The sequence below is a fragment of the Streptomyces sp. PH9007 genome, assembly GCF_059813725.1.
The window spans coordinates 4807213-4832338 of the sequence record NZ_CM187440.1 but is presented as its reverse complement, the minus strand read 5'-3'; the positions used below and the strand labels follow the sequence as shown (position 1 = coordinate 4832338).

Sequence of the window (25126 nt, the reverse complement as noted above, 5' to 3'; positions counted from 1 at the left end):
CCGGGGTGCGCCGGCCGCCCGGTCAGCCGGTGGGGCGTACGGACAGGTCGGTGATCTCGGTGCCGCGCGGCAGGTCGAGGGCGGTGAGGAGGGTGGTGGCGACGGATTCGGGGGTCATCCAGCGGTCCGGGTCGTACTCCTTGCCCTCCTGCTGGTGCACCTTGGCCTGCATGGGGGTGGCGGTGCGGCCCGGGTAGACGGTGGTGACGCGGACGCCGTGGCCCGCCTCCTCGGCGCGCAGCGCGTCGGCGAGGGCCTTGAGGCCGTGCTTGCTGGCGGCGTAGGCGCCCCACTGGGCGTTGGCGCGCAGTCCGGCGCCGGAGTTGACGAAGAGCACGTGGCCCTGGGCGGCGCGCAGCTGGGGCAGCAGCAGGCGGGTGAGTTCGGCGGGGGCGACGAGGTTGGCGGCGAGGGTGGCCTGCCAGACCTTGGGGGTGAGGTCGCCGATGCCGCCGAGGTCGACGACTCCGGCGATGTGCAGGAGGGAGTCGACGCGGTCGGGGAGCGTCTGGTGGCCCAGGGCCCAGGAGAGCCGGGCGGGTTCGGCGAGGTCACCGACGAGGGTGCGGGCGCCGGGGAAGCGGTCGCGCAGCTGGGCGGCCCGGCCGGCGTCGCGCGCCCACAGCCACAGCTCGTCGCCGCGTTCGGCCAGTCGTTCGGCGACGGCCGTACCGATTCCGGAACCCGCGCCTGTGATCACATGCGTTGCCATACGAGCATGGTCTCGTACGGACAGGAACGGCTCGGCAGTGGGAGGCGGCGGCATGACGGACGGTGCGGGAGCGAACGTGGACACGGACGCGGGCGGGAACGGGGGCGCGGGCGCGGAGGGGTCCGGGGCGACGGTGCGGATCGCGGTGGGGCAGGTGCTCTCGGGGACGTCCCCGGCGGAGAATCTGGCGCTGCTGGCTCAGACGGCGGAGCGCGCGGCGGAGCGGGGCGCGCGGGTGCTGGTGTTCCCGGAGGCCGCGATGGCGCGGTTCGGCATCCCGCTGGGACCGGTGGCGCAGCCGCTGGACGGGCCGTGGGCGGCGGGGGTGCGGGAGATCGCGGCGCGGCACGGACTGCTGGTGGTGGCGGGGATGTTCACCCCGGACCCGGACGGGCGGGTGCGCAACACGCTGCTGATCACGGGGCGGGGGGTGGACACTTGGTACGACAAGGTGCATCTGTTCGACGCGTTCGGCTTCGCGGAGTCGCGGACGGTGGCGCCCGGGGACCGGGTGGTCACGGCGGACGCGGACGGGGTCAGGTTCGGCTTCGCGACCTGCTACGACGTGCGTTTCCCGGAGTTGTTCGTGCGGCTGGCCGGGCTGGGGGCGCGGGTGATCCTGGTGCCGGCCTCGTGGGGCGCGGGCGAGGGCAAGCGGGAGCAGTGGGAGCTGCTGGTGCGGGCCAGGGCGCTGGATTCCACCTGCTGGGTGGTGGCGGTGGGGCAGGCCGATCCGGCGGCGGTGGGTGAGGATCCGGGGACCTCGGCGCCGACCGGGATCGGGCACAGCATGGTGGTCTCGCCGCTGGGTGAGGTACGGGCGCGGCTGGGGGCGGAGCCGGGGCTGCTGGTGGTGGACGTGGAGGTGGGGCAGGTTGCCGCGGCGAGGTCATCCGTTCCGGTGATTGCCAACCGGCGACCGGAGACTTATCGTTAATCGATAGCATCGATAAACGATAAGGGGGGTGCCTCATGAAGGCTGCCATGAAGGCACTGATGAGGTCGGGCGGGGGACGGCCGGCCGCCGCCGAGGGGGGCGGGGCGGGTGCGGCGGGTGCGGCCGGCAAGTCGGGGAAGGACCCGCTGGAGCCCATCGAGGCGGCGGTCACCGCCGTGTGCACGCTGGGCGTGCTGGTCCTGACGCTGTGGGCGGTGCTGGCCGTGTTCGTCGACGGGGTCGGCTTCTACCTCCCCGACCGGGTGTGTGTGACCGACGCGGCGACGAGCGGCAGCGGCACGCCGATGGACGGCATGTTCGGCGCCGGGCCCGACGTCGAGGTGGTGGCACAGCCGACGTTCTGCTTCGACGGCAGCACGGGGCAGCGGGCGCTGTTCATCGCCGCGACGCAGCTGGCGCTGCTGTGGCACGTGGGGGCGCTGGTGATGGCCTGGCTGCTGATCCGGCGGGCCCGCAGGCACGGCCCGTTCACCCGGCGCACGGTGCGCGGGCTGACCCTGATGGGCTGGTATCTGGCAGGCGGAGCGGTGGGGTTGCACCTGATCCAGGGGCTGGCCTACGGCACACTGATCTCCTACGCGACGGACTACTGGGGCTACGCGCGGCTGATCGATCCGACGCAGGTCCGCTGGTGGCCGATCTTCATCGGCCTCGGGCTGCTCACCTTCGCGCGGCTGATACAGCTGGCCACGGATATGCGGGAGGACCTGGAGGGGGTGGTGTGATGGCGGCGGGCGACGCCGAACCGCACGGGATCGAGGTGCATTTGGACCGGCTGCTGGCCGAGCGGCGCATGACCCTGACCGAGCTGGCCGACCAGGTGGGCGTGACCAACGTCAATCTGTCCGTGCTGAAGAACGGGCGGGCCAAGGCCATCAGGTTCTCCACCCTGACCCGCCTGTGCGAGGTGCTGGAGTGTCAGCCGGGGGACCTGCTCAGCCACCGGCCGAAGTGACCGGGGCGACCGAGGCGACCGCGCGCTCGGTGGCGGCGATGGTGGCCGAGCCGACCACACGCGCACCGTCGTACAGCACGATCGCCTGGCCGGGAGCCACCCCGCGCACCGGCTCCGCGAAGCGGACGCGCAGCCCGTCGCCGTCCGGCTCGGCGGTCACCGGGGTCTCCCCGCCGTGGGCCCGCAGCTGGGCGGTGTAGCGGCCGGGGCCGGTCGGTGCGGCACCGCACCAGCGGGGGCGGATGGCGGTCAGCGCCATGATGTCCAGCGCCTCGGCGGGGCCCACCGTGACGGTGTTCTCCACCGGGGAGATGTCCAGGACGTAGCGGGGCTTGCCGTCGGCGGCCGGGTGGCCGATGCGCAGTCCCTTGCGCTGGCCGATGGTGAACCCGTGCGCCCCCTGGTGGGTGCCCACCCGGCGGCCGTCCTCGTCGAGGATGTCGCCCTCGGCGGAGCCCAGATGACCGGCCAGGAAGCCCTGGGTGTCGCCGTCCGCGATGAAGCAGATGTCGTGGCTGTCCGGCTTCTTGGCCACCGCCAGGCCACGGCGCTCCGCCTCGGCCCGGATCTCGTCCTTGGTGGTACGGGTGTCGCCCAGCGGGAACAGGGCGTGGGCCAGCTGCCGCTCGTCCAGGACACCGAGCACATAACTCTGGTCCTTGGCGAGGTCGGTGGCCCGGTGCAGCTCGCGACCGCCGTCGGGGGTGGTCACCACGGTGGCGTAGTGGCCGGTGCACACCGCGTCGAAGCCCAGCGCCAGCGCCTTGTCCAGCAGCGCGGCGAACTTGATCTTCTCGTTGCAGCGCAGACACGGATTGGGGGTGCGGCCCGCCCGGTACTCGGCGATGAAGTCCTCGACCACGTCCTGGCGAAACCGCTCGGCCAGGTCCCACACATAGAAGGGGATGCCGATGACGTCGGCGGCCCGGCGGGCGTCGCGGGAGTCCTCGATGGTGCAACAGCCCCGGGCGCCGGTGCGGAAGGACTGCGGATTGGCGGACAGCGCCAGATGGACGCCGGTCACCTCGTGCCCGGCCTCCACGGCACGGGCGGCGGCCACGGCGGAATCAACGCCGCCGGACATCGCGGCGAGAACACGAAGACGCGGCCCCGTGCGGGGGCCGGAGGGAGCACCGGGGAACTCATTCATAGCACCACCACCCTACGGGGTGCCCCGCCCGGGCGGCGGGCCCGATCCGGCACGGGCTGCGGACAGCCAGGTCAGGGACGGACGCGGGGCCCGGACGACCGGGCCGGGGACGGGCGCGGGGGCTCCGCGCCCGGCTGCGGTGGCCGTCCGGGCCGGGTCCCAGCGGGCCCTCCCGGCCTGCCCCACCGCCTCCGACCCGGACGGCCCGGCCGGTGGCGCCGCGGCACGCGCCCCGGCGCTTGCCGCCCTCAGGCCGTTGGACCCGACCCACGTACTCCTGTCCAGCGGCCATGGGCTCCGGACAGCCCGGGCGAGGGCCGGGACCCGCGCCCGCTGCGCCGGCAGATCACACGGCGTACCGGCGGGCCCGGCAGGCCGCTCCGGGCCGCGCCGGTCCCCCGTGCGGCGTCAGCTCAGGCCGGCCGTACGGGCCCGGGAGACGGCGGGGCCGATCGCCTTCGCCACCGCCTCGATGTCCGCCCGCGTCGTGGTGTGGCCCAGGGAGAACCGCAGGGTGCCACGGGCCAGTTCGGGGTCGGCGCCGATCGCCAGCAGCACATGGCTGGGCTGCGCCACCCCGGCCGTGCAGGCGGAGCCGGTGGAGCACTCGATGCCCAGCGCGTCCAGCAGCAGCAGCAGCGAATCACCCTCGCACCCGGGGAAGGCGAAGTGGGCGTTGCCCGGCAGCCGCCCGGCCGGGTCCGGGTCACCGCCGAGCACGGCGTCCGGCACCTCCGCCCGTACCGCCGCGATCAGCTCGTCCCGCAGCCCGCCGATCTCGCGGGCGAAGCCGGCCCGGCGGGCGGTGGCCACCGAGGCCGCCGTCGCGAAGCCCGCCACCGCCGGAACGTCCAGCGTGCCCGAGCGCACCTCGCGCTCCTGGCCGCCGCCGTGCAGCACCGGCACCGGCGTCCACTGCCGGCCCAGCAGCAGCGCGCCGATGCCGTACGGGCCGCCGATCTTGTGGGCGGACACGGACAGCGCGGCCAGCCCCGAGGCGGCGAAGTCCACCTCCAGCTGACCCACCGCCTGCACCGCGTCCGCGTGCATCGGGATGCCGTACTCGGCGGCGACCGCGGCGAGTTCGGCCACCGGGAAGACGGTGCCGATCTCGTTGTTGGCCCACATCACCGTGATCAGCGCCACATCCCGCGGGTCCCGGGCGATGGCCTCGCGCAGCGCGCCGGGGTGCACCCGGCCCACCGCGTCCACCGGCAGCCACTCCACCAAGGCGCCCTCGTGGTCGGCCAGCCACTGGACCACGTCCAGCACCGCGTGGTGCTCCACCGGGCTGGCCAGCACCCGTACCCGGCGCGGGTCCGCGTCCCGGCGGGCCCAGTACAGTCCCTTGACGGCGAGGTTGTCGGCCTCGGTGCCGCCCGAGGTGAAGACCACCTCGCTGGGCCGGGCGCCGAGCGCCGCGGCCAGCTCCTCCCGGCCCTCCTCCACCGCGCGCCGTGCCCGCCGTCCGGCGGCGTGCAGGGCGGAGGCGTTCCCGGTGACAGCCAGCTGTGCGGTCATCGCGGCGATGGCCTCGGGGAGCATCGGCGTGGTGGCGGCATGGTCGAAGTAGGGCATGGTGGGGCCGATTCTACGAGCCGCCCCCACGGGGCGGCCGATGGAACCGGATGCCGGACAGTGGCGTTCTTTCCCCTCGGAGGATGAACATGGGTGAGCACGCGGGGCCGGATCAGCGACGGCGGGGGCTCGGGCGGCGCGCCCTGGTCCTGGGCGGTGGTGCCGCCGCCGTCGGGGTGGGCGCGCTGGCCGCCCGGGACACGCTCGAACGCTGGTGGTGGCGGCTGCCGGGGATGGAGGAGCCGCGTACGCCGGGTGAGGTGGACCACGTGGGCGCCGAGTGGGTGCCGGCGGCGCGGGCGAACTACCGGCGGGCGAGCCGGCCGCGCGACTACGGCATCGACCGGGTCGTCATCCATATGCCGGAAGCCACGTACGACATCACGCTCCAGGTCTTCCAGGACCCCGGGCACGGCGCGTCCACGCACTACGTGGTGCGTTCGGAGGACGGCCATGTGGCGCAGCTGGCCAGGGAGCTGGACGTCGCCTTCCACGCGGGGCACCGCGGGTTCAACGAGCGCAGCATCGGCATCGAGCACGAGGGCTGGGCGGAGGATCCGGCGTATCTGACGGACGCCATGTACGAGTCGTCGGCCCGGCTGGTGGCCGGGATCTGCCGGCGTTACGGCATTCCAGTGGACCGTGAGCACATCGTGGGGCACAACGAGGTGCCCGACGTCATACGGGTGTGCCCGGGGCCGCACTGGGACTGGGACCGCTATATGGAGCTGGTTCAGCAGGCGTGAGCGGGCGCGGCGGGTGAGGATCGTTCCAGCAAGGTCCTGCCGTGACAGGGGAGAGCCCCACCATGACCGAGAAGACCGAGTTCACCAGCTGGATCGACGACACCTACCGGGAGGTGGGGCGGCGCCCCGTACCCGAGGGCGAGGCCCGCACCATCTTGATCCGCCGCCACTTCCCGGCCTGGGTGGTGGACGTCTGGGACGCGGTGACGGACCCGGGGCGGCTGTCCCAGTGGTTCCTGCCGGTCAGCGGTGAGCTGGAACTGGGCGGCGCTTTCCGTATCGAGGGCAACGCCAGCGGGGAGATCCTGCGCTGCGAGGCCCCCAACCTGCTGGCGGTGACCTGGAACTTCGGCACCGGCCCCAGCAGCGAGCTGATGCTGCGGCTGGCCGATGTGTCGCGGGGTGAGACGGCCCTGGAACTGGAGCAGGCGCCGATCCCCGATCTCATCGACATGGACGGCCGGCGGCTCGATCCGGTGCTCAACGACTATGAGACTGGTCTCTTCGGGCTGGGCACCGGATGGGAACTCGCGCTGATCTCGCTGGCCCGATTTCTCGGCGGCGACCCCATCACCGACCCGGCGACCTGGGAAGAAGCACCGGAAGTGCAGAATTTCGCGGTCCGCAGCGGTGACCTGTGGGCGCAGCTCGCCGCGGAGGAAGCACGCGAGCGGCCGTAAACCCGGTCGGCGCTGTCAGTGTCGCCCTCTACTCTGGAGGGCATGATCGTGACCTGCGATGACGCCCCGACCACCGCCACCACCGGTGCCGATGACGCGGCGGCGGCGAATGAGGCCATCCGCCGCTATGTCCGCGCACACGGCAACCGGCCGTGGGGGGAGCGGGAGGCCGCCGAGCTGGCGCGGCTGCGCCGCATGTGGCTGGCCGCGATACGCGCGGCGGCCTGAGCCCGCCCCGCCCCGGTGGGTCGCGCGCGGCGCCGGTCAGGCCGGCCAGTACAGCGATTCGGCGCGCGCCCACTCCACGGTGACCGGTTCGGAGCCGTGGTGCTGGACCTCCACCCGCAGTCTGCCCTTGTCGGCGGCGGGCACGTGGCCGGTCCAGGTGTAGACGAAGTGGCCCTTGCCCTGGTCGTTCACCGGTGAGTCGGTGGGCATCGCCGAGGCCCGTACGTACTTCCCGTTCTCCTGCCGGTAGCGGGCCACCCGCACCTTGAACTCCTGGCCGGTGGCCAGCCCGGTGACCTTCACGGCGACCGAGGCGGTGTAGTAGCAGGGGCCGAGCAGCACGGAGGGCTCGGGATCCTTGTCCACCCACTTCTTGCCGTCGTAGTACCGGTTGAAGTTGAGGGTGGTCCAGGTGTCGGGCTGCACGGTCCGGGTGTAGGAGTTCGTCTCGTATAACGACCGCTTGGGCATATCGTCCTCCTCGGGGCTGCTGGGGCTCCATCCGGCCGACTGCTTGAGCCGGGCGGCGACCCGCTTGCGGATGTCGCTCATGGACACGCCCGGCCCGCGGGGGTCTATCTTTCCGGGCTGCCATTCGAGATGGCCGATCACCGAGGTGTCGCCGGACTTGCCCCAGCCGTGTGCGCGGAGCAGCGCGGCGGCGGCCCGCACGATGGCCTCCACCTGCTCGGCGGGCCACGGGTCCTTGCCGTCACCGAGGTTGACGCACTCGAATCCGTAGAAGTGGGGGTTGCCGTCGGTGTCCGCCGTGTTGTCGGGCGGCAGCTTCTTCTCGGCGATGACGGCGTTGAGCACGGCGCCGTCCCCCTTGCCCGCGTGGTTGGCGCGCCCGTGCCCGACCATGTGGACGGTGCCCGCCTTGTCGATCACCCCGTGGCACAGCGGCCCCGGCAGATCGGAGCGGCCGGCGTAGCACAGCTCCACCGAGGCACTGGTGCCGGAGGTGACGGTGTGATGGACCATCACACCGTGCACCGGGCCCCATGCCCCGGCGCTGTTGCGGTTGTGGGTGCGCCAGGACTTGTACTCGACGACCTTGACGCCCTCGGCCTTCAGCGCGGACAACACCTTGTCAGCGCTCAGTGGAGTGGCCATGAAGGACCCCCGTTCGCTTACGACGACGCAGTAGCCTCCCCATCAGTGGTACGTCGCATGCCCCCGGGGCGCAAGAGTCCCCCACGGCGGTCTCGCACCTTTCAACACTCCTGGGACTCCCGCCCGTTCGCCGCCCCGTGTGCGGGGGGGCCGTTCCGCTACCGGCGTGGCCGGTAGGCGTGGCCGGCCTCCCGCAGCGCGCTGTGCGCGTCCCGGGTGCGGGCACGTCCGGCGGCCAGCCGGGCCTCCACCTCGGGAGTGAACCGGCGCCGCCGTACCGGCCCGAGCGTGATGTCCGACAGCGTGATGGCATACCACGCCGCGGTGGAGGCCGCCTCGAGCAGCGTCCGGTCACCGGTCGTCAGCGCCAGTTCGTCCAGTGCCTCGGTGACCTCCGAGCGGGCCCGGTAGCGCGCCACGCGGTGCTCGCGCGTCTCCCGCTTTCCGTCGCGGACGTCCTGGACGAACAGCCAGTACAGCTCGCGGTAGCGCAGGACGGCCTTCAGCAGCCGGCCCACCTGGGCGCGTACCTCCCGGTCGTGGTCGCGCCGGCGGGCCCGCCGGTCGATCCACTGCTGGGTGAAACCGGTCAGCCCCACGCCCGCCAGTGTTCCCGCCACGGCGACGATGCTCGCCCACATACCCCCGCCCCCTCGCTCGCGGCGGCCCGGCGGCCGCCCCGCGCGTCACGGTAGCCCGGACCGCCTCGCGCCGTTCGCCCCCTACCCGTGGCGCCCGGTGAGCGGGCGGGCGCGTGCGGCCCGCACCCGGCGAGGCCCCCGACCCGTGACGGGTCGGGGGCCTCGCGCTTCCGGATTCCTTCCGGCCGGAACAGGGGGCAGAGCCGCTGGTCGCTCGGATGCCCGCGCGGATACCCGTCGGTGGGACGGCGCGTCCGGGACGGTGCGGGTCGGCGCGGTGCCGGGCTTCCGGCGTCAGCTGCCGTTCTCGGCCTGGAACATCCAGTGGTGCTTCTCCAGCTCCTTGACCAGGGCGATCAGGTTGTCCTCGGTGACCCGGTCGACCTCGCCCACCGCGACCATGCGGTCGCGCATGCGGACGATGCAGGAGCCCAGCGCCTGGGTCAGGATGTCGACCGCCTCGGTGTCCGGCAGCCAGCCCTCGGGGACGGTGGCGATCCCGCTGCTGCCCGCGACGGTGGCGGCGCGGCCGTCGGGGCTGATGCCCAGGGCGGAAGCGCGTTCGGCCACGATGTCGGAGTGGGCGCGGGCGGTCTCCACGACGTCGTCCAGCTGGAGGTGCACGGTGCGGAAGCGAGGTCCGATCACGTTCCAGTGGACCTGTTTGGCCACCAGGGACAGATCGATGATGTCCGCCAGCGCGCCCTGCAGGGCGTCTGCGACGACCTTGAGCGCGGGCTCGGGCAGTGTGCTCTTCACGGCATACATGAATCGTCCACTTTCATCCGAATGTGCGGCTTTCCTTTCACGGTACCCCTGCTACCCGGACCCGGCAGCGCAAACCGTGATGGCAGCATGAACGCCATGACTGCCGCCGGAATCCGCTTCGCGACCGCCGAGGATCTGCCCGCGGTGTGCGCCGTGGTCAACCACTACATCGAGACCACCGCCGCCAACTTCCGCACCGAGCCGCAGCAGCCGCACGAGTGGCTGGAGCAGTGGGAGCAGGGGCACCGTACCCACCCCTGGCTGGTGGCCGAGGTGGACGGCGAGGTCGCCGGAATCAGCTACGCGTTCCCCTGGAAGGCGCGTGCCGCCTACGCCTGGACCGTGGAGTGCGCCGTGCACCTGGCGCCCGGGCAGCACGGGCGGGGCCTGGGGCGGGCGCTGTACGAGCGGCTGTTCGCGCTCCTCACCGAGCAGGGGTTCCACTCGGTGATCGCCGGGGTCGCGCTGCCCAACCCGGCCAGCGAGGGGCTGCACCGGTCGCTGGGGTTCCGGCAGGTGGGGACGTTCCGGGAGAACGGCTACAAGATGGGGTCCTGGCGCGATGTGAGCTACTGGCAGCGGCCGCTCACGGCGCACTCCGGCGCGCCGGCCCCGACCGTGCCGGTGCCCGCCGCTCAGGAGGCGGTGGGCGCCGAGTAGAAGGGGCGGGCCCTGGCGCGCAGCCACAGGGCGACCGGGTCGTACGCGTCGGCCATGGCCACCGTGGCCACCGCGAGCCCGTCCGGGACGGCCTCGACGGCCCGCGCCATCATCCGCCGCACCGACTCGGCCGCCGCCTCCCCCGGGTCGTCCACCTCCAGGCCGATCACCAGATAGGCGCCGCCCACGGCGGGCCGCACCCAGCCGCGCCGCAGGCTGCGCAGCACGGGGGTACGGCGTGCCTCGTCGGTGAGCCGCCGGTAGAAGGGCTCCGCGGGCGCGGTCGGCTCGGTGATCACCAGCGGGCCGGCCGGCAACCGGTCCAGGCCGCCGGCGATCCGGCGCAGATCGGCCCAGGGGATGCCGAGGCCGCCGCCGGGGGTGTGCGGGTTGAGCCACAGCCCCCAGTGGTCGGGGTACAGGGCGGCGGCGATGTCCCGGCCGCCGATCACCTCGTGGTCCCGGGGCCAGCCGCTGGCGGCCAGCTCGGCGGGCGAGGTGACGGCCGGCGCGTAGCCGTGGCCGGCGACCTCGACGCTGCCGTACTGGGCGTCCGGGTCGCCGGGCCTGCCGTGCCACAGCAGCATCCACACCTCGCCGCGCGCGAGCGCGCCCAGCAGCGTCTCGTAGATGTCCGGGCGGTCGGCCGTCACCCGGGGAAGCAGTTCCTCGATCGCCCCCTGGGCTTCGGTCATGCGTCCCGCCGGTAGAACGGCTGCACGCTGTGGCGCAGCCAGTCCACGACGGGGTCGGTCACCGCGTCCAGCAGCACCAGCTGGACCGGCCAGGGCACCGCGCCGCGCGCCAGGGCGCGGCCCAGCGCGTCGTGGCTGCCGATCCGGTACTCCTCGGCCAGCTCGTCCAGCTCCAGGCCGATGAACAGCGCCGGGGCGCCGCCCTCCGCGCTGGCCAGGCCGCGCCGCGCGGTGCGCACGTACGGCAGCGCGGACAGCTCGCCGGCCGCCGCCGCCAGGAAGTCGACGGGCTCCTGCTGCCAATCCGGCTCGAACAGGCGCATCCGGGCGCCGGAGGGCGCCCCGGGCACGCGCTCGCCCGGGGTGTCCCGGCACAGCTGGGCCACGCCTTCCGGCGGGACCGGGACGCCGACGGTGCCGCCGGGGTTGACGGCGAGGCCGGCCTGCGGCGGCAGTCCGCGGGCGAACTCCTTGACCGGGGCGACGGTGAAGGACATGTGGGTGCCGACGACGAGCCGGAACTGTTCCGCGGAGCTGAAGACCGGGACGTACACCCCGCCGTCCAGCTCGATCGTCGGCAGGTCCAGGCTGCGGCTGTCCGGGCCGCCGCCTTCGGGCAGCGGCACCCACACCGGGCTGCGGCCCAGTACCTGGAGCAGCCGGGGCGCGGCGTCCGGCACGCCGACCGAGGCGGCCAGCGCGTGCTCCAGCTCATTGCCGGGCCAGCCGCCCCCGCCGGCCGCTCCCATGTCCACGCCGCCGTCCTGTCCGGGCGCGGAGCCCTGCCAACGCTCGTTCATCTCGTCCCACCACCATCTGATCCGGATCTGTAGGGCACCCTAATGGCTCAGTGAGGGCCGTCATGCGATGATGAGCCGCACAACAACCGCAGGACAATCGAACAATGGCCGTTCGACCACGCGCGGGAGAGTTCCCGGTCCACGACCGGGGCGCCGAAGGAGCAAGTCCTCCCTTGAATCTCTCAGGCCCCGATACCGCGCGCGGAAGGCGAATCTGAAAAGCGGGCCCCCGAACGGGCCCCACCCACGGTGCAAGCCGCAAGGCGAACCTCTCAGGTGCCGATGACAGATGGGGAGGGCGAGCCGTATCCGCGCGACCGCGCACCGCCCGCCGCCCGTACCCTCTGGAGCCACCTCATGACGTCCCGTATCACCGCGCTCGACGCCCTCCACCGCGAGCTGGGCGCCACCATGACCGACTTCGCCGGGTGGCAGATGCCGCTGCGGTACGGCAGTGAGCGTGCCGAGCACCAGGCGGTGCGCACCGCTGCGGGCCTGTTCGACCTCTCCCATATGGGGGAGATCGCGGTCACCGGGCCGCAGGCCGGGCGGCTGCTGGACCACGCGCTCGTCGGCAAGCTGTCGGCGCTGGCGGTGGGCCGCGCCCGGTACACGATGATCTGCGACGCCGAGGGCGGCATCCTGGACGACCTGATCGTCTACCGGCTGGCGGACGAGCACTACATGGTGGTCGCCAACGCCGCCAACGCGCAGATCGTGCTGGACGCGCTGACCACCCGCGGCGAGGGCTTCCAGGCGCAGGTGCGCGACGACCGGGACGCGTACGCGCTGATCGCCGTGCAGGGCCCGGCCTCGCCCGCGATCCTGGGCTCGCTCACCGACGCCGACCTGGCCGGCCTGAAGTACTACGCGGGCCTGCCGGGCACCGTCGCGGGCCGGCCCGCGCTGATCGCCCGCACCGGGTACACCGGCGAGGATGGCTTCGAGCTGTTCGTCGCGCCGCGGGACGCCGAGCCGCTGTGGCGGGCCCTGACGGAGGCGGGCGCCCCGTACGGCCTGGTGCCCTGCGGCCTGTCCTGCCGCGACACGCTGCGCCTGGAAGCCGGGATGCCGCTGTACGGGCATGAGCTGACCGCCGCGACCACGCCCTTCGACGCGGGGCTCGGCCGGGTGGTGAAGTTCGACAAGGACGGCGACTTCGTGGGCCGGGCGCCGCTGGAGGCGGCGGCCGAGCGGGCGCAGAGCGACCCGCCGCGCCGCCTGGTGGGCCTGACCGGCGCGGGCCGCCGGGTGCCGCGGGCCGGCTACCAGGTGGTGGACGCGGCGGGCACGGTGATCGGCGAGGTCACCTCCGGCGCCCCCTCCCCCACCCTGGGTTCGCCGATCGCCATGGCGTACGTGGACGCCGCGCACGCCGCGCCGGGTACGGAGGTCGCGGTGGACATCCGTGGCGCCCGGGAGCCGTTCGCGGTCGTGGCGCTGCCCTTCTACCGGCGCGAGAAGTAACGGCCGGGGCGCGCCCCGGCGCCGCCCCCCTCACCCGTACGCCCCGCGCCCCCTCATCCCCGCTTTCCTCCCGCATTGTCACCATCGAGGAGAATCGATCCCATGAGCAACCCTGTCGAGCTGCGCTACAGCAAGGAACACGAGTGGCTGTCGGCCGTCGAGGACGGTGTCGCCACGGTCGGCATCACCGCCTACGCCGCCGACGCGCTGGGCGATGTCGTCTTCGTCCAGCTCCCCGAGGTGGGCGACACGGTCACCGCCGGTGAGAGCTGCGGCGAACTGGAGTCCACCAAGTCGGTCAGCGACCTCTACTCCCCGGTCACCGGTGAGGTCACCGAGATCAACGGCGCGGTCAGCGACGATCCGGCGCTGGTGAACTCCGCCCCCTTCGAGGGTGGCTGGCTGTTCAAGGTCCGCATCGACGGCGAGCTGCCCGGCGACCTGCTGGACGCCGACGGCTACGCCGCCTTCACCCAGGGCTGAGGGGAGCCGCTGTCATGTCGTCCGTACTGAACCGGTCCCTGCACGAGCTGGACCCGGAGGTCGCCGCCGCCGTCGACGCGGAGCTGCGCCGCCAGCAGTCCACCCTGGAGATGATCGCCTCGGAGAACTTCGCTCCGGTGGCGGCGCTCGAGGCGCAGGGTTCCGTGCTCACCAACAAGTACGCCGAGGGTCTCCCCGGGCGCCGCTACTACGGCGGCTGTGAGCACGTCGATGTCATCGAGAACCTGGCCCGCGACCGCGTGAAGACGCTGTTCGGGGCGGAGGCGGCCAATGTGCAGCCGCACTCGGGTGCCTCGGCGAACGCCGCCGCGATGGCCGCGCTGATCAAGCCGGGCGACACCATCATGGGCCTGGACCTGGCGCACGGCGGGCATCTCACCCACGGGATGAAGATCAACTTCTCCGGCCGGCTGTACAACGTCGTGCCCTACCACGTCGCCCCCGGCACCGGCCTGGTCGACATGGACGAGGTCGCGGCGCTCGCCGCCGAACACCGGCCGCAGCTGATCATCGCCGGCTGGTCCGCGTACCCCCGGCAGCTGGACTTCGCCGCCTTCCGCCGCATCGCCGACGAGGTCGGCGCGCTGCTGATGGTGGACATGGCGCACTTCGCCGGCCTGGTGGCCGCCGGGCTGCACCCCAGCCCCGTCCCCCACGCGGACGTGGTGACCACCACCACGCACAAGACGCTCGGCGGCCCGCGCGGCGGAGTGATCCTCTCCCGCAAGGAGCACGCCAAGAAGATCAACTCGGCGGTCTTCCCCGGGCAGCAGGGCGGCCCGCTGGAGCACGTGATCGCCGCCAAGGCGGTGGCGTTCAAGATCGCCGCGGGTGAGGAGTTCGCCGAGCGGCAGCGCCGTACCGTGGAGGGCGCCCGGCTGCTGGCCGAGCGGCTCGTCAAGGCCGACGTGGCGGGCGCGGGCATCTCCGTGCTGACCGGCGGCACCGACGTCCACCTGGTGCTGGTCGACCTGCGCGACGCCGCGCTGGACGGACAGCAGGCCGAGGACCGGCTGCACTCCATCGGCATCACCGTCAACCGCAACGCGATCCCCAACGACCCGCGTCCCCCGATGGTGACCTCCGGGCTGCGCATCGGCACCCCGGCGCTGGCCACCCGCGGCTTCGGCGCCGAGGACTTCCGCGAGGTCGCCGACATCATCGCGCAGGCACTGCTCCCCGGGTACGACGAGGGCACCGCCGCGAAGCTGGCGGCCCGGGTCACCGCGCTCGCCGACCGTCACCCGCTCTACCCCGGCCGCTAGGCCCGTGGTGGGACGCGGCCCGCACGGGTACGCGTCCCACCACCCCGTCCCCCTGTAAGGAGTGGACCCCATGGCTCTGTCCGCCTTCGATCTGTTCTCCATCGGCATCGGCCCCTCCAGCTCGCACACGGTCGGCCCGATGCGGGCGGCGCGGATGTTCGCGCACCGGCTGAAGAAGGAGGGCGCGCTGGCGCCCACGCACGCCGTACGCGCCGAGCTGTTCGGCTCGCTGGGCGCCACGGGGCACGGACACGGCACGCCGAAGGCGGTGCTGCTGGGCCTGGAGGGGTACGCGCCCGACACCGTCGACGTGGCGGGGGCCGACGCGCGGGTCGCGGACATCCGCGCCGAGCGGCGGCTGCGGCTGCTGGGGTCCGACATAGGGGACAGCCACGCCATCGTCTTCGACCCGGACACCGACCTGGTGCTGCACCGGCGCACGTCACTGCCCTACCACGCCAACGGCATGCGGCTGACGGCGCTGGACGCGGCCGGCGCCGTGGTACTGGAGAAGACGTACTACTCGGTGGGCGGCGGCTTCGTCGTGGACGAGGACGCGGTGGGCGCGGACCGGATCCGGCTGGACGACACGGTGCTGCGGCACCCGTTCCGCACCGGCGACGAACTGCTGCGGCTGACACGGGAGACCGGCCTGTCGGTCTCCGCGCTGATGCTGGAGAACGAGAAGGCGTGGCGCGGTGAGGCGGAGATCCGCTCCGAACTGCTGCGCATCTGGGGCGTGATGGACGCGTGCGTGGCGCGCGGCCTGACCCAGGAGGGCATCCTGCCGGGCGGCCTGAAGGTCCGCCGGCGCGCGGCGGGCGTGGCGCGCAAGCTGCGCGGGGAGGGCGCGCGGGCGGAGTCGGCCCTGGAGTGGGTGACGCTGTACGCGATGGCCGTCAACGAGGAGAACGCGGCGGGCGGCCGCGTCGTGACCGCCCCCACCAACGGCGCGGCGGGCATCATCCCGGCGGTGCTGCGCTACTACCTGGACTTCGTGCCCGGCGCGGACGAGGACGGAGTGGTGCGCTTCCTGCTGGCGGCGAGCGCGATCGGGATGCTGTTCAAGGAGAACGCCTCGATCTCGGGCGCCGAGGTCGGCTGCCAGGGCGAGGTCGGCTCGGCCTGCTCGATGGCGGCCGGCGGGCTGGCGGAGGTGCTGGGCGGCACGCCGGAACAGGTGGAGAACGCGGCGGAGATCGGCATCGAGCACAACCTGGGCCTGACCTGCGACCCGGTGGGCGGCCTGGTGCAGATCCCGTGCATCGAGCGCAACGGCATGGCGGCGGTCAAGGCGATCACGGCGGCCCGGATGGCCCTGCGCGGGGACGGGCGGCACCACGTCTCGCTGGACAAGGCGATCAAGACGATGAAGGAGACGGGGGCCGACATGAGCATCAAATACAAGGAAACGGCCCGCGGCGGCCTCGCGGTGAACATCATCGAGTGCTGAGCCCCGGGCGGGCGGCGCCGGCGGGTGTGGCGAGCCCTTCCGGTGGGACGGACACTCGGCGGACGCGAAGCGGCGCCGGACAAGACCTCGCGGTCTTGCGCCATCCCCGCGCGGGCGGGGGAGCAGCCGACCTTGAGCCAGTGCCGAGGCGAGTCCGGGGGACCATCCCCGCGCGTGCGGGGATGGTCCCTACAGCCGCCACCCACCCCACGCACTGTTCGCGTGCTCCCCGCGCGTGTCGGGATGGCGGCTCGTGGTGGCCGGTGGGTGGCGGGTGTTGTGGGGGTGGTGTGGGGTGGAAGGGCTGGGCGCCGCCATGGGGTGTTGGGGTGGGTGTTTCTGGTGGTGCGTTGTCCCTCTGATGGGATGACAGGCGTACGACAGGAATGCGAGGGGGTCATCGTGACGCTTGTGGTGATGGATCTGCCCACGCCCGGACAGTTGCGCGGGCGGTGGGCCGCGTGGGCGGCCGTGAACGGTGCGCTGCGGTCGGGGCGGGGTTGCTGGGCGCGGGACGGGGTGTGGCACTACGACGACGCCGGGGGGAACTGGGGTGGACCTGCACCATCTCGGTGACGGGCGCGCCGTGCTGGTCGGCCACGACCACGAGTGCTCGCCCGAGCCCGAGGAGGGTTTCGACCCGCTGGTGGGCACGCCGGACTGGTGGGCGCCCCCGGCGCGGGAGGCCGTCCGGTCCTACGATTTCATCGGCTTCGTCTACGGCTTCGACGGGGTGCGGTGGCAGCGCGCCGACTACGCCATCGAGGACGGTTTCCGCGCCATCGGTCTTCCCGCGCTGAGCCGGGAGCGCACCCACCGCCGGATCACCGGCGCGCTGGACCGGGAGCCCCAGGCCCCGGCCGCCGCCATCGACGCGCTGATCGACGCCGACGCCGATCTCACCGAGGAGCTGGTGGCCGCGGTGACCGGCACCGTGGGGGACCCGGCAGCCGGGGCGCGGCACGGCCGGGCGTTCCTCGGGGTCTGAGCCCTCCCCCGCCGTCCGCTCAGGGTTCCGCCCCCGGCGGCGGGGCTCGGCGGCTGGCCCGGCGGGTGGCGGCCCAGGAGGCGGCGAGGAAGAGCGGGAGTGTCAGGCCCAGCAGGGCGAGCGTGCCGGTGACCGCGTGCAGCACGAAGGACGGGTTGTGGCGGGCCAGGCCGCCGTAGTAGCCGACGATCACCACCATGAGCAGCAGCCAGCCGCCCACGTACGTGCCGATGACCTGGCGCAGGAATTCCCGCCGGCCGCGGCGCTCCGGACGGCGGCGGCGCGGCGGGGCCTGGGGTTCGGCGCGGAGAATCCGCACGCCCGTCGCGAGGTAGATCATCAGCAGTACGTAGACGACACAGACGATGCCGATCGCGATCCTGTCCGCCATGGCGTCCGGTTACAGCTCCGGGCCGCGGAGCAGGAAGTGCCAGCCCTGGACGAACGCGTGCCAGCCGAACCAGAGCCAGGCGGTGAACAGCACCCAGCGGCCGATCTGGTAGCGCATCACCGCTTTCAGCGTCTGGCTGAGGGTGGGGAAGGAGTCGGTGGGGTTGATCAGGCCGATGGCCTCCCACGCGAACAGGCAGGCGAAGAGAATGGCCCACACCAGATAGCCGGCCTGGGCGTGATGTGGCATTTGAGGCATGTGGCCATCGTTCCGCACCCTCCGCGACGGGGCCGGGACGCGCGGCCGAAGCCGCGCCCCGCACCGTCGGTCAGCGTCTGGTCACCATCGGTACCAGCGCGCCCGGCGCCCGTGCGCCGTCAGGGGGCGGACGATGAAGCCCGCGAGCCACACGATCAGCACCAGGACCGCGATCCACCACAGGACCTTCGCGGCGAAGCCGATCCCGAACAGGACGAGAGCGAGCAGCAGCACCAACAGCATCGGAACCATGAATCATTCCTCCTCGTGATCCGCTCCGGAGTCGTTCGGGTACCCCGGGCTCCCGGGTGGTTTAAACCCGGGTGGTCCGGGTGAGGCGGGAGGGAGTACCCGTTGTCGAGCTGTACGAGCAGCACAGGAGGTGCGGCACCGTGAGCGAGAAGTCGGATGCGAACAAGCAGAAGGCCAAGGCCAAGGCCGAGCAGGTGAGCGGCCGGGCGAAGGAGACGCTGGGCCGGGCCCGGGAGAAGGTCGCCGACCAGCGGGCCAAGCGCGCCGGGAGCGACGAGCGGTCGATGCGTGAACGGCTCAAGGACGCGAAGGACGCGTTCAAACGCTGACCGGGTTCCCTCCGCCACCCGGAGCGGAGTCCGTCGTGGGCCGTGGCGCGAGCCCGCCCCCGGCGGCGATCAGGACCGGCGGTGACCGACCGGCCGTCCCGTGAGCGTTCAGCGGCGCCCCCTCCCGGGGGGCGCCGCTTTCGCGTGTTCCGGGGGCGGCGGCAGCGTGGCGCGCCGAGCCGGTGGCCGGATCTCGCCATCGTCCGCCCATCACGCGCCGCCCGTCGCCCCGTCGTGTGGCAGCCGCCGCCGTCCCGCCGCGCCCCGCACCCGCTCACCCTGCGGAAACATCCGCAAGGCCGGCCCGAGGCCGGTTCAGGCAGCTACCGGCCATTCGCCGAGCGTTCATCACCTGCCCCCAACGGGCAGGAGTTTTCTTGGCCTTGGGCGACCACCGTCACAGTTTGCGCCTTTACTCTGAGACCAGGTCTCCTCATGTCCCCCACACCAGGAGGTTCAGTTGTGCATGCCCACGAGATGGCGGTCTTCGGAATCTCCGCGGCGGATGAGACCGTGTACCGGCATTTCCTCCGCAACCCGGACACGACCCCGGGCCATCTGCACCGGCTGCTCGACCTCGGCGAGGAGACCGTCCGCGCCGCACTCGACAAGCTCGCGGGGCTCGGCCTGCTGAGACCCGGGACGGCCCCGGGCCGTATCACCCCCGCCGCCCCCGAGACCGCCGTCGCCCGGCTCGCCGAACTGCGGTTGCGCGAGCTGTACCAGGAGGTGCAGCGGCTCACGCAGAATCAGCACATTCTCGCCACACTACGCGCGGAGACCCCCGTACGGCACAACGCGCCGCGCGGCATCGAGCAGTTGGACGGCTGGCCGCAGATCCGCGACCGCATCGACGACCTGGCGTTCTTCACCCGCCACGAGGTCCTGTACGCCGAGCCGATGGGCGAGGTCCCCGCCGAACGCGTCGCCTACTGCGAGCCGCTGGCCCTGCGCGCGCTGCGCCGCGGCGTGCGCATCCGCGCCGTCGTCCCGGCCGCCGCGCTGGACCATCAGCCGACCGCCGCCATGCTGAGCAAGCTGGTCTCGCACGGCGCGCGGATGCGGATCGCGGACACCGTCACCGAGCATGTGCTGGTCTTCGACGGCCACTCCGCCCTCATGCCGCTCGACCCGTGGGACTCCATCCGGGGCGCGCTGCTCACCCGGGGCACCACGCTGGTCGCCAACCTGGTCGGGCTGTTCGAGAAGACCTGGGAGGGCGCCGAGGACATCGGGGTCCGCCTGGAGCGGCCGGGCGAGGAGGTCGCGCCGCTGTCGGACGGTGAACTGCGCGTCCTGCAGCTGATGTGCACGGTCGGCAAGGACGAGGCCGGCGCCCGGGGTCTCGGGGTGTCGGTACGTACCTACCGCCGCTACATCGCCGATGTGATGCGCCGGCTCGGCGCCACCAGCCGCGCGCAGGCCGCCCTGCTCGCCCGCGAGCGCGGCTGGATCTAGCGCGCCGACCGGACCGCCCGGCGCCCGCACCCACCCGTACCCCGCCCGGCTACTCCTGGGCCCAGCCGCGCAGCGCCGTGTCCGCCAGCGCCCGCCGCACCGCCTCGCGCGCCGCCGCCGCGTCCACGTCGAACCGCAGCCGTACCCGGTCCGGCTCCACCCGCACCGCGTGACAGGACAGTTGCGCGGGCAGCAGCCACAGCAGCCGCAGGGCGGTCGTCTCACCGCCGGGGGCCCGCTCGTCGCGGCGCACCGCGATGACGTCCACGGGGTGCACGGGGTGTTCGCGCCCGTGCCGGCGCTGCTCATGCTCACGGAACATGCTGTTCGATGCCTCCGACCGTCTCCCGGGAGTGCCGCAGAGCACACCGGAACGCCCCGGTCATCGCCCCGATGCCGGTCGGCAGGGCGGTACGGACGTCCGGGGCGAACCGCGGCGAGTGGTTGGGCGGCGGTGCGACGGGCTGATCCGTCCCACCGGCCGGGGCGAGGACGGCGCGCCACTGCGCGGCGCCGACCGTACCCAGCATCCAGTACGCGCTCCGGATGCCCCGTCCCCCGTGCAGCCCGGCGCCCGCGCCAGCGGGCCCGAACCACGGAAAGTCCTCGGTCGCGGTCCCCGGCGGCAGGCCGGACACCCTGGACTCTCCGAACAACTCCCCGTGTGCGGCGCGCAGCGCCGCGGTCAGCCCCGCGTCGGGGGCCAGCACCGGTGACCGTGAGGTCTCGGTGAGATCAGGTGGCCGCGGCGCCCCCGACGCATCGCTCTCGGCCCGCAGCACGCGCCGTACGGCGGCGGTCATCCGCTCCAGTACGGGTTCGCCGAACGCCCGCAGGCTGATGCCGAGTTCGGCCCGGTCCGGCACCACGTTGGCGCGGTCCCCGGCGCGCAGCCGGCCGACCGTCAGCACCGCCTGCTCCGCCGGGGCGATCTCGCGCGCCACGATGCCCTGCAGGCGCAGCACGGCGGCCGCCGCCGTCAGCACCGGGTCCACCGTCAGCTGCGGGGCCCCCGCGTGGCCGCCGAGTCCGTGCAGCACGGCGTCCAGGGTGACGCTGCCCGCCAGCACGGGTGCGCCGGGCACGGCGTGGGCGAGGTGTCCGGCAGGGAAGGGCGCGGCGTGCTGGGCGAGTACGGCGTCGGGCGGGCCGCCGATGCGCTCGTACAGGCCGTCGGCGAGCATGTCCCGGGCGCCGGTGAGGGTTTCCTCGGCCGGCTGTCCGACGATCACGGCGGTGCCGCCGTGCCAGTCGGTACGGGCCAGGGTGCGGGCGGCGCCGGCGAGCGCCGCCAGGTGCAGATCGTGGCCGCAGGCGTGCATGACGCCGGGCACGGTGCTGGCGTACTTCAGCCCGGTCTCCTCGGTGACCGGCAGGGCGTCGAGTTCGGCGCGCAGCATGACGACGGGGCCCGCGCCGCGCCGCAGCACGCCGGCCACGCCGTGGCCGCCGATGCCCCGGGTGACCGTGTAGCCGTCCTCGGCCAGCCAGTTGGCGAACAGCGCGGCGGTGCGGTGCTCGGCGCCGGAGAGTTCGGGGTGGCTGTGCAGGGCGAGATACAGCTCAAGCGCGGGGCGGAGCACATCGGGCGCCACGGTGGGCGGTACGGCCACGGCGGCTCCCTCCTCACTCAGCGGGGCATCGATCATCGCGGTGCGGCGCCACAGCGGCCGGTCAGGCCACCGACAGAAGGTGTCAGCGTACTGACAGCGGTTGGCGGGCCCATCTGCCAGCGGGTGCGGCTGGAATGAACAGGTGCCCAAGCGTACCGCCGTGACCGGCGGTGCCACGGGGTCGAATGCCGCTTTCCCCGAAGGAGATTCCCATGTCGAAGAAGCCCGAGCTGGCCACCCTCGCCGACGAGATCCTGGAGCTGGAGTCGGAGACCTTCGAGATCTCGGACTACTCGGACGAGTCCGAGGTCGTGCTCGCCGGTTCGACCTCCTGCTCCTCCACCTCGACCTGTTCCAGCACCACGAGCACCACCTCCTGCTCCGCCTGATCCAGGGCACCGAGCGGTCCGGGCGGCTCCCCGCGGGGGGCCGCCTTTCGCGTGTGCGGCCGACGCCGCCACGGTCGTGGTCGTCGTAAATCCGTTGCCCGGGGGCCGGATCGCCGGTCAGACTGCCGCGATGGCCGACCGACAGTTCGAGGACGAGAGCCTCGCCGCCCTGTACGACCTGTTCTGCCCGTGGGATCCGCGCGGCGACTTCTCCTACTACTTCCCGCTGGTGATGGCGGCGCGCAGGGTGCTGGACGTAGGCTGCGGCACCGGGATGCTGCTGCACCGGGCCCGCGAGGCGGGGCACACCGGGCGGCTGACGGGGCTCGACCCGGCCCACGGGATGCTGGAAGTGGCGCGCGCCCGCACCGACATCGAGTGGATCCACGGCGATCTGTCCACGGCCGCGCCCGAAGGCGCGTTCGATCTGGTGGTGATGTCGGGCCATGCCTTCCAGGTCTTCGTCACCGATGACGAACTGCGCGCGAATCTCGCGGCGATCCGCTCGCTGCTGAGCGAGGACGGCCGGTTCGCGTTCGACACCCGCAACCCGGCGGATCGCGCCTGGGAGCGCTGGACGCCCGAGCACGGCCGCGAGGTGACCGGTCCCGGCGGCGAGCTGATCCGCTCCGAGCACCGGGTGAGGGCGGTCGGCGGCGGCACGGTCAGCTTCACCACCAGCTACACGACCGACGGCGGCCCGCCCGAACTCAGTCACTCCACCCTGCGTTTCCTGGAACGCCCGGAGCTGGCCGCCTTCCTCTCCGAAGCCGGCCTGGAGATCGTTACCCAGCACGGCGACTGGGACGGCTCCCCGGTGACGGAGACCAGCGTCGAGATCATCACCACGGCCCGCCGCGTGTAGCGTTTGGCCACGCCCCCTGCCGGACACGCTGTCCCGGGACGACGGTCCGAGGGGGCATCGTGGCCTATCAGGGGCTCATTCTTGACTTCGCCGGTGTCCTGACCTCGGGCACGGGCACATCGCAACGCGCTTGGTGCGTTTCTCAGGGGCTGCCACCGAATTCTTGGCGACACGCATTGGTGGAACACCCGGAGGGACGGGAATGGTACGGAGCGCTGGAGTCCGGTCGGATGTCCCAGACCGAATGGAACCTGCGCACCTCGCAGTTGCTCGGTCTGGACGACGGCACGAATCTGATGGGCCGCGCCTGGGCACACGTGACCCCGGCCCAGGAGATGATCGACCTTGCCGGGTCCGCCCGTTCGGCGGGAATGACCGTAGCCATGTTGTCCAACAGTTTCGGCCTGGACCCGTACGATCCCTACGATCACATGGGGGTCTGGGACCTTTTCGACGTGGCGGTCATCTCCGAACGTGAGGGCATCGCCAAACCCGACCCCCAGATCTATGAACTCGTTCTCGCTCGCATGGGCCTCCCTCCCACCGCATGTGTCTTCGTCGACGACGCCCCCGCCAACCTCCCCCCGGCGGCGGCACTGGGCATCACCACCCTGCACGCCGCCGAATCCGACAACACCGTGCGTCAGCTCGCCCGACTTCTCGCCATCGGCTAACCGACCGCGGATTCCAGCGCGGTGCGCAAGCGATCGGATTCCGGTGTGCGGGACACCAACCGCAGGACAGCTGTGGCGCGCGCGTGGGTCAGACCGTCACGATAGGACGGTGGCAGTGCCTCGAAGGCATCCGCCGCAACAGACACCGCTTCCTCCGTCTCCCCGTCCTGAGCGAGACACGATGCTCGGTCGAAGGCGATCAGGCCACGCGTCATGACGCTGGGGCTGCGCGACAGTTCCAGGGCCCGATCCTGCTGGGCGTAGGCACGTCGTGTCTCGCCGAGCAAAGTGAGGGCCTGCGACAGGTGCACATGATGCTTCTGAGGCGGGTACCCGAACCAGGAATCGGCACGGTCTCCAACGCCGAGTCTTTCCACTGCCGACTCAGCTTCGTTCACAGCGGTCAGCGCGCTCTCCCGGTCACCGGTTGCCGCATACGCGCGAGCCGCCACGGCACAGCCCAGCACACGAGCGGCGGACGTGTGGCGCGTGCCCAGGGCGAGGACCGGTTCGACCAGGCTCCCGGCGAGTGCGGGGGCACCGAAGTTCAGTGGAACCATCGCTCCTCTGGCCCTCACCCACACCTGCAGGTCCCCGTCTCCGCTCTCCTCAGCAGCCCGACCGGCGGCATGGAACCACTGAGTGCTCTCCCGATGGTCGCCGAGATCATGCAGCACGATGCCCGCCACCCCGGCCAGTCTCGACACGACATGGCACAGTCGGCTGCGCGCGGCGACTGTCCTGGCGTGACTCAGCACAGGCCGCAACTGCCCCAGATCCACCGCGATTTCCGCCAGTATCCCGGCGGGAGCACGACCGTTGTATCCGTACGCGTAGCGCTCCGCGACGGACTCCCAGTACGCGATGTCCGCTGTGCTCTCGTCGGACAACGCCGCGTCAAGTTCCTGCCGGGCCGAGACGAGTGCGGCCACGGCGGGAGCGGCCACACCGGCCGCCACAGCACCACGCATCAGAGAACGTCTCTTCATCTCCTCCTCCTCTCCCTGGTCCTGTACCTCCGGTGTGGAACGGCAACCATCAGTAGCGCTCGGGCATTGCTCCCCGGTCTCCCGCTGCCCTTCTTCGTCAGGCGTGCCGACGGCCGAGTCCAGTAGCACAGCGAACCGTTCATGGACATCGGCGGCCGCAGACGCGAGAGAGGTGTCGAGTGCGGCCTGATTGACAGGGCGAGGGGTGATCGCCGGACCACCCGCTTCCCACTTGGAGACCATGCGCTCGCTCACGCCCAGATGCTCGCTGAAAGCGCGCAGGCTCATCCGCTGGGCTTGACGCAGTGCCCGGATCTCTCGTCCGCTCCAGTGAACGATCGCTGCCATGCCTTACTCCAACGGCTCACCCGCCTCAGAGGCGTACCGGGCACAGTCTGGCAGTCGATGGGGGACGGCCCCGCTGGATCGGGGACGAAGTTCGGTGGAAGTTCAGCGATGCGGCGGCACAAGGACCTTGGGAGGACACGGAGCGTCGCGGGACGATTACGCCCACATGGGCCGGTCGCGAAATGAGGAGAAAGAA

Annotated in this window: 31 protein-coding genes and 2 riboswitches; of the genes, 17 read left to right on the top strand and 14 right to left on the bottom strand. The window is 72.6% G+C overall.

Annotation, left to right across the window (positions count from 1 at the left end):
- Window positions 1-22: 22 nt before the first annotated feature.
- The gene (locus ACTFAP_RS22415; RefSeq protein WP_495682109.1) at window positions 23-712 is read right to left on the bottom strand and encodes an SDR family oxidoreductase; all 690 of its coding nucleotides are present in this window, start codon (window positions 710-712) and stop codon (window positions 23-25) included.
- Between the two features lie 133 nt (window positions 713-845).
- On the opposite strand from ACTFAP_RS22415, the gene ACTFAP_RS22410 reads away from it, so the two are divergent.
- From ACTFAP_RS22410 to ACTFAP_RS22400, 3 genes are read left to right on the top strand one after another with little or no spacing between them, the layout of a single operon-like run.
- Window positions 846-1649, top strand: coding sequence for a nitrilase-related carbon-nitrogen hydrolase (locus tag ACTFAP_RS22410; protein WP_495685003.1), 804 nt, complete (start codon window positions 846-848; stop codon window positions 1647-1649).
- Between the two features lie 35 nt (window positions 1650-1684).
- Entirely contained in the window at window positions 1685-2395 is a 711-nt protein-coding gene (locus ACTFAP_RS22405; protein WP_500467257.1) for a DUF2975 domain-containing protein, read from the top strand.
- Window positions 2395-2625, top strand: a complete 231-nt coding sequence (locus ACTFAP_RS22400; RefSeq protein WP_030738822.1) for a helix-turn-helix domain-containing protein — start codon at window positions 2395-2397, stop codon at window positions 2623-2625. The genes ACTFAP_RS22405 and ACTFAP_RS22400 overlap by 1 nt, the downstream gene beginning before the upstream one ends.
- Here ACTFAP_RS22400 and mnmA read toward each other — a convergent pair.
- Window positions 2606-3775 carry a tRNA 2-thiouridine(34) synthase MnmA gene (gene mnmA, locus ACTFAP_RS22395; protein ID WP_400013658.1) on the bottom strand — a complete coding sequence of 390 codons (1170 nt, stop codon included), beginning with the start codon at window positions 3773-3775 and terminating at the stop codon, window positions 2606-2608. The genes ACTFAP_RS22400 and mnmA overlap by 20 nt on opposite strands.
- A 408-nt stretch (window positions 3776-4183) precedes the next feature.
- Window positions 4184-5353: an aminotransferase class V-fold PLP-dependent enzyme gene (locus ACTFAP_RS22390; RefSeq protein WP_495682106.1), complete on the bottom strand. Its 1170-nt coding sequence runs from the start codon at window positions 5351-5353 to the stop codon at window positions 4184-4186.
- Window positions 5354-5442: 89 nt separating this feature from the next.
- Here ACTFAP_RS22390 and ACTFAP_RS22385 point away from each other — a divergent pair, with 89 nt between their 5' ends.
- The 3 genes from ACTFAP_RS22385 to ACTFAP_RS22375 all read left to right on the top strand — a co-directional run bounded on the left by ACTFAP_RS22385 (window position 5443) and on the right by ACTFAP_RS22375 (window position 7007).
- On the top strand, window positions 5443-6099 hold the full coding sequence (locus ACTFAP_RS22385; protein ID WP_500467256.1) for an N-acetylmuramoyl-L-alanine amidase: 657 nt from the start codon (window positions 5443-5445) through the stop codon (window positions 6097-6099).
- Window positions 6100-6161: 62 nt separating this feature from the next.
- Complete coding sequence (locus ACTFAP_RS22380) at window positions 6162-6779, top strand: SRPBCC domain-containing protein (RefSeq protein WP_390123625.1); 618 nt, start codon at window positions 6162-6164, stop codon at window positions 6777-6779.
- Window positions 6780-6821: 42 nt separating this feature from the next.
- Entirely contained in the window at window positions 6822-7007 is a 186-nt protein-coding gene (locus tag ACTFAP_RS22375) for a hypothetical protein (protein ID WP_390123623.1), read from the top strand.
- A gap of 36 nt (window positions 7008-7043) precedes the next feature.
- On the opposite strand, the gene ACTFAP_RS22370 is transcribed toward ACTFAP_RS22375, so the two are convergent.
- From ACTFAP_RS22370 to ACTFAP_RS22360, 3 genes are all read right to left on the bottom strand, one after another.
- Window positions 7044-8123, bottom strand: a complete 1080-nt coding sequence (locus ACTFAP_RS22370) for a peptidoglycan recognition protein family protein (RefSeq protein WP_500467255.1) — start codon at window positions 8121-8123, stop codon at window positions 7044-7046.
- A gap of 158 nt (window positions 8124-8281) precedes the next feature.
- Window positions 8282-8743: a plasmid transfer protein KilB gene (kilB, locus tag ACTFAP_RS22365; protein ID WP_500467254.1), complete on the bottom strand. Its 462-nt coding sequence runs from the start codon at window positions 8741-8743 to the stop codon at window positions 8282-8284.
- A 315-nt stretch (window positions 8744-9058) separates the two neighbouring features.
- Window positions 9059-9532, bottom strand: coding sequence for a Dps family protein (locus ACTFAP_RS22360; protein ID WP_030738798.1), 474 nt, complete (start codon window positions 9530-9532; stop codon window positions 9059-9061).
- 96 nt (window positions 9533-9628) lie between these two features.
- Between ACTFAP_RS22360 and ACTFAP_RS22355 the strand changes: the two genes are divergently transcribed.
- Complete coding sequence (locus ACTFAP_RS22355) at window positions 9629-10192, top strand: GNAT family N-acetyltransferase (protein WP_500467253.1); 564 nt, start codon at window positions 9629-9631, stop codon at window positions 10190-10192.
- On the opposite strand, the gene ACTFAP_RS22350 is transcribed toward ACTFAP_RS22355, so the two are convergent.
- Together ACTFAP_RS22350 and ACTFAP_RS22345 are read right to left on the bottom strand one after the other, a co-directional pair.
- Window positions 10168-10887 carry an enhanced serine sensitivity protein SseB C-terminal domain-containing protein gene (locus ACTFAP_RS22350; RefSeq protein WP_500467252.1) on the bottom strand — a complete coding sequence of 240 codons (720 nt, stop codon included), beginning with the start codon at window positions 10885-10887 and terminating at the stop codon, window positions 10168-10170. The genes ACTFAP_RS22355 and ACTFAP_RS22350 overlap by 25 nt on opposite strands.
- Window positions 10884-11687, bottom strand: a complete 804-nt coding sequence (locus tag ACTFAP_RS22345) for an enhanced serine sensitivity protein SseB (RefSeq protein ID WP_500467251.1) — start codon at window positions 11685-11687, stop codon at window positions 10884-10886. Before ACTFAP_RS22345 ends, ACTFAP_RS22350 begins: the two co-directional genes overlap by 4 nt.
- A gap of 113 nt (window positions 11688-11800) precedes the next feature.
- Window positions 11801-11895: riboswitch (glycine riboswitch) on the top strand.
- 1 nt (window position 11896) lies between these two features.
- Window positions 11897-11986, top strand: a riboswitch (glycine riboswitch).
- Window positions 11987-12044: 58 nt separating this feature from the next.
- Here ACTFAP_RS22345 and gcvT point away from each other — a divergent pair.
- The 5 genes from gcvT (at window position 12045) to ACTFAP_RS22320 (ending at window position 17364) form a co-directional block, all read left to right on the top strand.
- Window positions 12045-13154, top strand: coding sequence for a glycine cleavage system aminomethyltransferase GcvT (gcvT, locus tag ACTFAP_RS22340; protein ID WP_500467250.1), 1110 nt, complete (start codon window positions 12045-12047; stop codon window positions 13152-13154).
- Between the two features lie 102 nt (window positions 13155-13256).
- The gene (gene gcvH / locus ACTFAP_RS22335) at window positions 13257-13637 is read left to right on the top strand and encodes a glycine cleavage system protein GcvH (RefSeq protein ID WP_262833958.1); all 381 of its coding nucleotides are present in this window, start codon (window positions 13257-13259) and stop codon (window positions 13635-13637) included.
- Window positions 13638-13651: 14 nt separating this feature from the next.
- Window positions 13652-14923 (top strand): serine hydroxymethyltransferase, encoded by a 1272-nt coding sequence (glyA, locus tag ACTFAP_RS22330; RefSeq protein ID WP_500467249.1) that lies wholly within the window; start codon window positions 13652-13654, stop codon window positions 14921-14923.
- A gap of 70 nt (window positions 14924-14993) precedes the next feature.
- Complete coding sequence (locus ACTFAP_RS22325; protein ID WP_500467248.1) at window positions 14994-16376, top strand: L-serine ammonia-lyase; 1383 nt, start codon at window positions 14994-14996, stop codon at window positions 16374-16376.
- Window positions 16377-16929: 553 nt separating this feature from the next.
- A complete protein-coding gene (locus ACTFAP_RS22320) occupies window positions 16930-17364 on the top strand; it encodes a hypothetical protein (RefSeq protein ID WP_500467247.1) in 435 nt (144 codons plus the stop codon).
- A gap of 19 nt (window positions 17365-17383) precedes the next feature.
- Here ACTFAP_RS22320 and ACTFAP_RS22315 read toward each other — a convergent pair whose 3' ends face one another.
- From ACTFAP_RS22315 to ACTFAP_RS22305, 3 genes are all read right to left on the bottom strand, one after another.
- Window positions 17384-17755, bottom strand: coding sequence for a DUF6256 family protein (locus ACTFAP_RS22315; RefSeq protein WP_500467246.1), 372 nt, complete (start codon window positions 17753-17755; stop codon window positions 17384-17386).
- A gap of 9 nt (window positions 17756-17764) precedes the next feature.
- On the bottom strand, window positions 17765-18013 hold the full coding sequence (locus tag ACTFAP_RS22310) for a DUF6186 family protein (protein ID WP_390123582.1): 249 nt from the start codon (window positions 18011-18013) through the stop codon (window positions 17765-17767).
- An 81-nt stretch (window positions 18014-18094) separates the two neighbouring features.
- A complete protein-coding gene (locus tag ACTFAP_RS22305; RefSeq protein ID WP_030733745.1) occupies window positions 18095-18265 on the bottom strand; it encodes a hypothetical protein in 171 nt (56 codons plus the stop codon).
- Between the two features lie 140 nt (window positions 18266-18405).
- Between ACTFAP_RS22305 and ACTFAP_RS22300 the strand changes: the two genes are divergently transcribed.
- Both ACTFAP_RS22300 and ACTFAP_RS22295 read left to right on the top strand, forming a co-directional pair.
- Window positions 18406-18594 (top strand): CsbD family protein, encoded by a 189-nt coding sequence (locus ACTFAP_RS22300; protein ID WP_500467245.1) that lies wholly within the window; start codon window positions 18406-18408, stop codon window positions 18592-18594.
- Between the two features lie 462 nt (window positions 18595-19056).
- Window positions 19057-20052 (top strand): LuxR C-terminal-related transcriptional regulator, encoded by a 996-nt coding sequence (locus ACTFAP_RS22295; protein ID WP_495682086.1) that lies wholly within the window; start codon window positions 19057-19059, stop codon window positions 20050-20052.
- A 49-nt stretch (window positions 20053-20101) separates the two neighbouring features.
- On the opposite strand, the gene ACTFAP_RS22290 is transcribed toward ACTFAP_RS22295, so the two are convergent.
- Window positions 20102-20374: a hypothetical protein gene (locus ACTFAP_RS22290; protein ID WP_046724895.1), complete on the bottom strand. Its 273-nt coding sequence runs from the start codon at window positions 20372-20374 to the stop codon at window positions 20102-20104.
- Window positions 20364-21701: an amidohydrolase gene (locus ACTFAP_RS22285; RefSeq protein ID WP_500467244.1), complete on the bottom strand. Its 1338-nt coding sequence runs from the start codon at window positions 21699-21701 to the stop codon at window positions 20364-20366. The genes ACTFAP_RS22290 and ACTFAP_RS22285 overlap by 11 nt, the downstream gene beginning before the upstream one ends.
- Window positions 21702-21877: 176 nt before the next feature.
- On the opposite strand from ACTFAP_RS22285, the gene ACTFAP_RS22280 reads away from it, so the two are divergent.
- The 3 genes from ACTFAP_RS22280 (at window position 21878) to ACTFAP_RS22270 (ending at window position 23593) form a co-directional block, all read left to right on the top strand.
- Window positions 21878-22054 (top strand): thiazolylpeptide-type bacteriocin, encoded by a 177-nt coding sequence (locus ACTFAP_RS22280; RefSeq protein ID WP_030733737.1) that lies wholly within the window; start codon window positions 21878-21880, stop codon window positions 22052-22054.
- Window positions 22055-22184: 130 nt separating this feature from the next.
- Window positions 22185-22919 carry a class I SAM-dependent DNA methyltransferase gene (locus ACTFAP_RS22275; RefSeq protein WP_500467243.1) on the top strand — a complete coding sequence of 245 codons (735 nt, stop codon included), beginning with the start codon at window positions 22185-22187 and terminating at the stop codon, window positions 22917-22919.
- 59 nt (window positions 22920-22978) lie between these two features.
- Window positions 22979-23593, top strand: coding sequence for an HAD-IA family hydrolase (locus ACTFAP_RS22270; protein ID WP_500467242.1), 615 nt, complete (start codon window positions 22979-22981; stop codon window positions 23591-23593).
- Here the strand turns inward: ACTFAP_RS22270 and ACTFAP_RS22265 are convergent.
- Complete coding sequence (locus ACTFAP_RS22265) at window positions 23590-24930, bottom strand: helix-turn-helix domain-containing protein (protein ID WP_500467241.1); 1341 nt, start codon at window positions 24928-24930, stop codon at window positions 23590-23592. The two genes, ACTFAP_RS22270 and ACTFAP_RS22265, sit on opposite strands and share 4 nt — an antisense overlap.
- Window positions 24931-25126: the final 196 nt, after the last annotated feature.

What these genes read in the sequence shown, in the direction of transcription:
- ACTFAP_RS22415 (WP_495682109.1), bottom strand. Translation starts at nt 712, where the DNA reads ATGGCAACGCATGTGATCACAGGCGCGGGTTCCGGAATCGGTACGGCC.
- ACTFAP_RS22405 (WP_500467257.1), top strand. Translation starts at nt 1,685, where the DNA reads ATGAAGGCTGCCATGAAGGCACTGATGAGGTCGGGCGGGGGACGGCCG.
- ACTFAP_RS22400 (WP_030738822.1), top strand. Translation starts at nt 2,395, where the DNA reads ATGGCGGCGGGCGACGCCGAACCGCACGGGATCGAGGTGCATTTGGAC.
- mnmA (WP_400013658.1), bottom strand. Translation starts at nt 3,775, where the DNA reads ATGAATGAGTTCCCCGGTGCTCCCTCCGGCCCCCGCACGGGGCCGCGT.
- ACTFAP_RS22390 (WP_495682106.1), bottom strand. Translation starts at nt 5,353, where the DNA reads ATGCCCTACTTCGACCATGCCGCCACCACGCCGATGCTCCCCGAGGCC.
- ACTFAP_RS22385 (WP_500467256.1), top strand. Translation starts at nt 5,443, where the DNA reads ATGGGTGAGCACGCGGGGCCGGATCAGCGACGGCGGGGGCTCGGGCGG.
- ACTFAP_RS22380 (WP_390123625.1), top strand. Translation starts at nt 6,162, where the DNA reads ATGACCGAGAAGACCGAGTTCACCAGCTGGATCGACGACACCTACCGG.
- ACTFAP_RS22375 (WP_390123623.1), top strand. Translation starts at nt 6,822, where the DNA reads ATGATCGTGACCTGCGATGACGCCCCGACCACCGCCACCACCGGTGCC.
- ACTFAP_RS22370 (WP_500467255.1), bottom strand. Translation starts at nt 8,123, where the DNA reads ATGGCCACTCCACTGAGCGCTGACAAGGTGTTGTCCGCGCTGAAGGCC.
- ACTFAP_RS22360 (WP_030738798.1), bottom strand. Translation starts at nt 9,532, where the DNA reads ATGTATGCCGTGAAGAGCACACTGCCCGAGCCCGCGCTCAAGGTCGTC.
- ACTFAP_RS22355 (WP_500467253.1), top strand. Translation starts at nt 9,629, where the DNA reads ATGACTGCCGCCGGAATCCGCTTCGCGACCGCCGAGGATCTGCCCGCG.
- ACTFAP_RS22350 (WP_500467252.1), bottom strand. Translation starts at nt 10,887, where the DNA reads ATGACCGAAGCCCAGGGGGCGATCGAGGAACTGCTTCCCCGGGTGACG.
- ACTFAP_RS22345 (WP_500467251.1), bottom strand. Translation starts at nt 11,687, where the DNA reads ATGAACGAGCGTTGGCAGGGCTCCGCGCCCGGACAGGACGGCGGCGTG.
- gcvT (WP_500467250.1), top strand. Translation starts at nt 12,045, where the DNA reads ATGACGTCCCGTATCACCGCGCTCGACGCCCTCCACCGCGAGCTGGGC.
- gcvH (WP_262833958.1), top strand. Translation starts at nt 13,257, where the DNA reads ATGAGCAACCCTGTCGAGCTGCGCTACAGCAAGGAACACGAGTGGCTG.
- glyA (WP_500467249.1), top strand. Translation starts at nt 13,652, where the DNA reads ATGTCGTCCGTACTGAACCGGTCCCTGCACGAGCTGGACCCGGAGGTC.
- ACTFAP_RS22325 (WP_500467248.1), top strand. Translation starts at nt 14,994, where the DNA reads ATGGCTCTGTCCGCCTTCGATCTGTTCTCCATCGGCATCGGCCCCTCC.
- ACTFAP_RS22315 (WP_500467246.1), bottom strand. Translation starts at nt 17,755, where the DNA reads ATGGCGGACAGGATCGCGATCGGCATCGTCTGTGTCGTCTACGTACTG.
- ACTFAP_RS22310 (WP_390123582.1), bottom strand. Translation starts at nt 18,013, where the DNA reads ATGCCTCAAATGCCACATCACGCCCAGGCCGGCTATCTGGTGTGGGCC.
- ACTFAP_RS22305 (WP_030733745.1), bottom strand. Translation starts at nt 18,265, where the DNA reads ATGGTTCCGATGCTGTTGGTGCTGCTGCTCGCTCTCGTCCTGTTCGGG.
- ACTFAP_RS22290 (WP_046724895.1), bottom strand. Translation starts at nt 20,374, where the DNA reads ATGTTCCGTGAGCATGAGCAGCGCCGGCACGGGCGCGAACACCCCGTG.
- ACTFAP_RS22285 (WP_500467244.1), bottom strand. Translation starts at nt 21,701, where the DNA reads ATGATCGATGCCCCGCTGAGTGAGGAGGGAGCCGCCGTGGCCGTACCG.
- ACTFAP_RS22280 (WP_030733737.1), top strand. Translation starts at nt 21,878, where the DNA reads ATGTCGAAGAAGCCCGAGCTGGCCACCCTCGCCGACGAGATCCTGGAG.
- ACTFAP_RS22275 (WP_500467243.1), top strand. Translation starts at nt 22,185, where the DNA reads ATGGCCGACCGACAGTTCGAGGACGAGAGCCTCGCCGCCCTGTACGAC.
- ACTFAP_RS22265 (WP_500467241.1), bottom strand. Translation starts at nt 24,930, where the DNA reads ATGGCAGCGATCGTTCACTGGAGCGGACGAGAGATCCGGGCACTGCGT.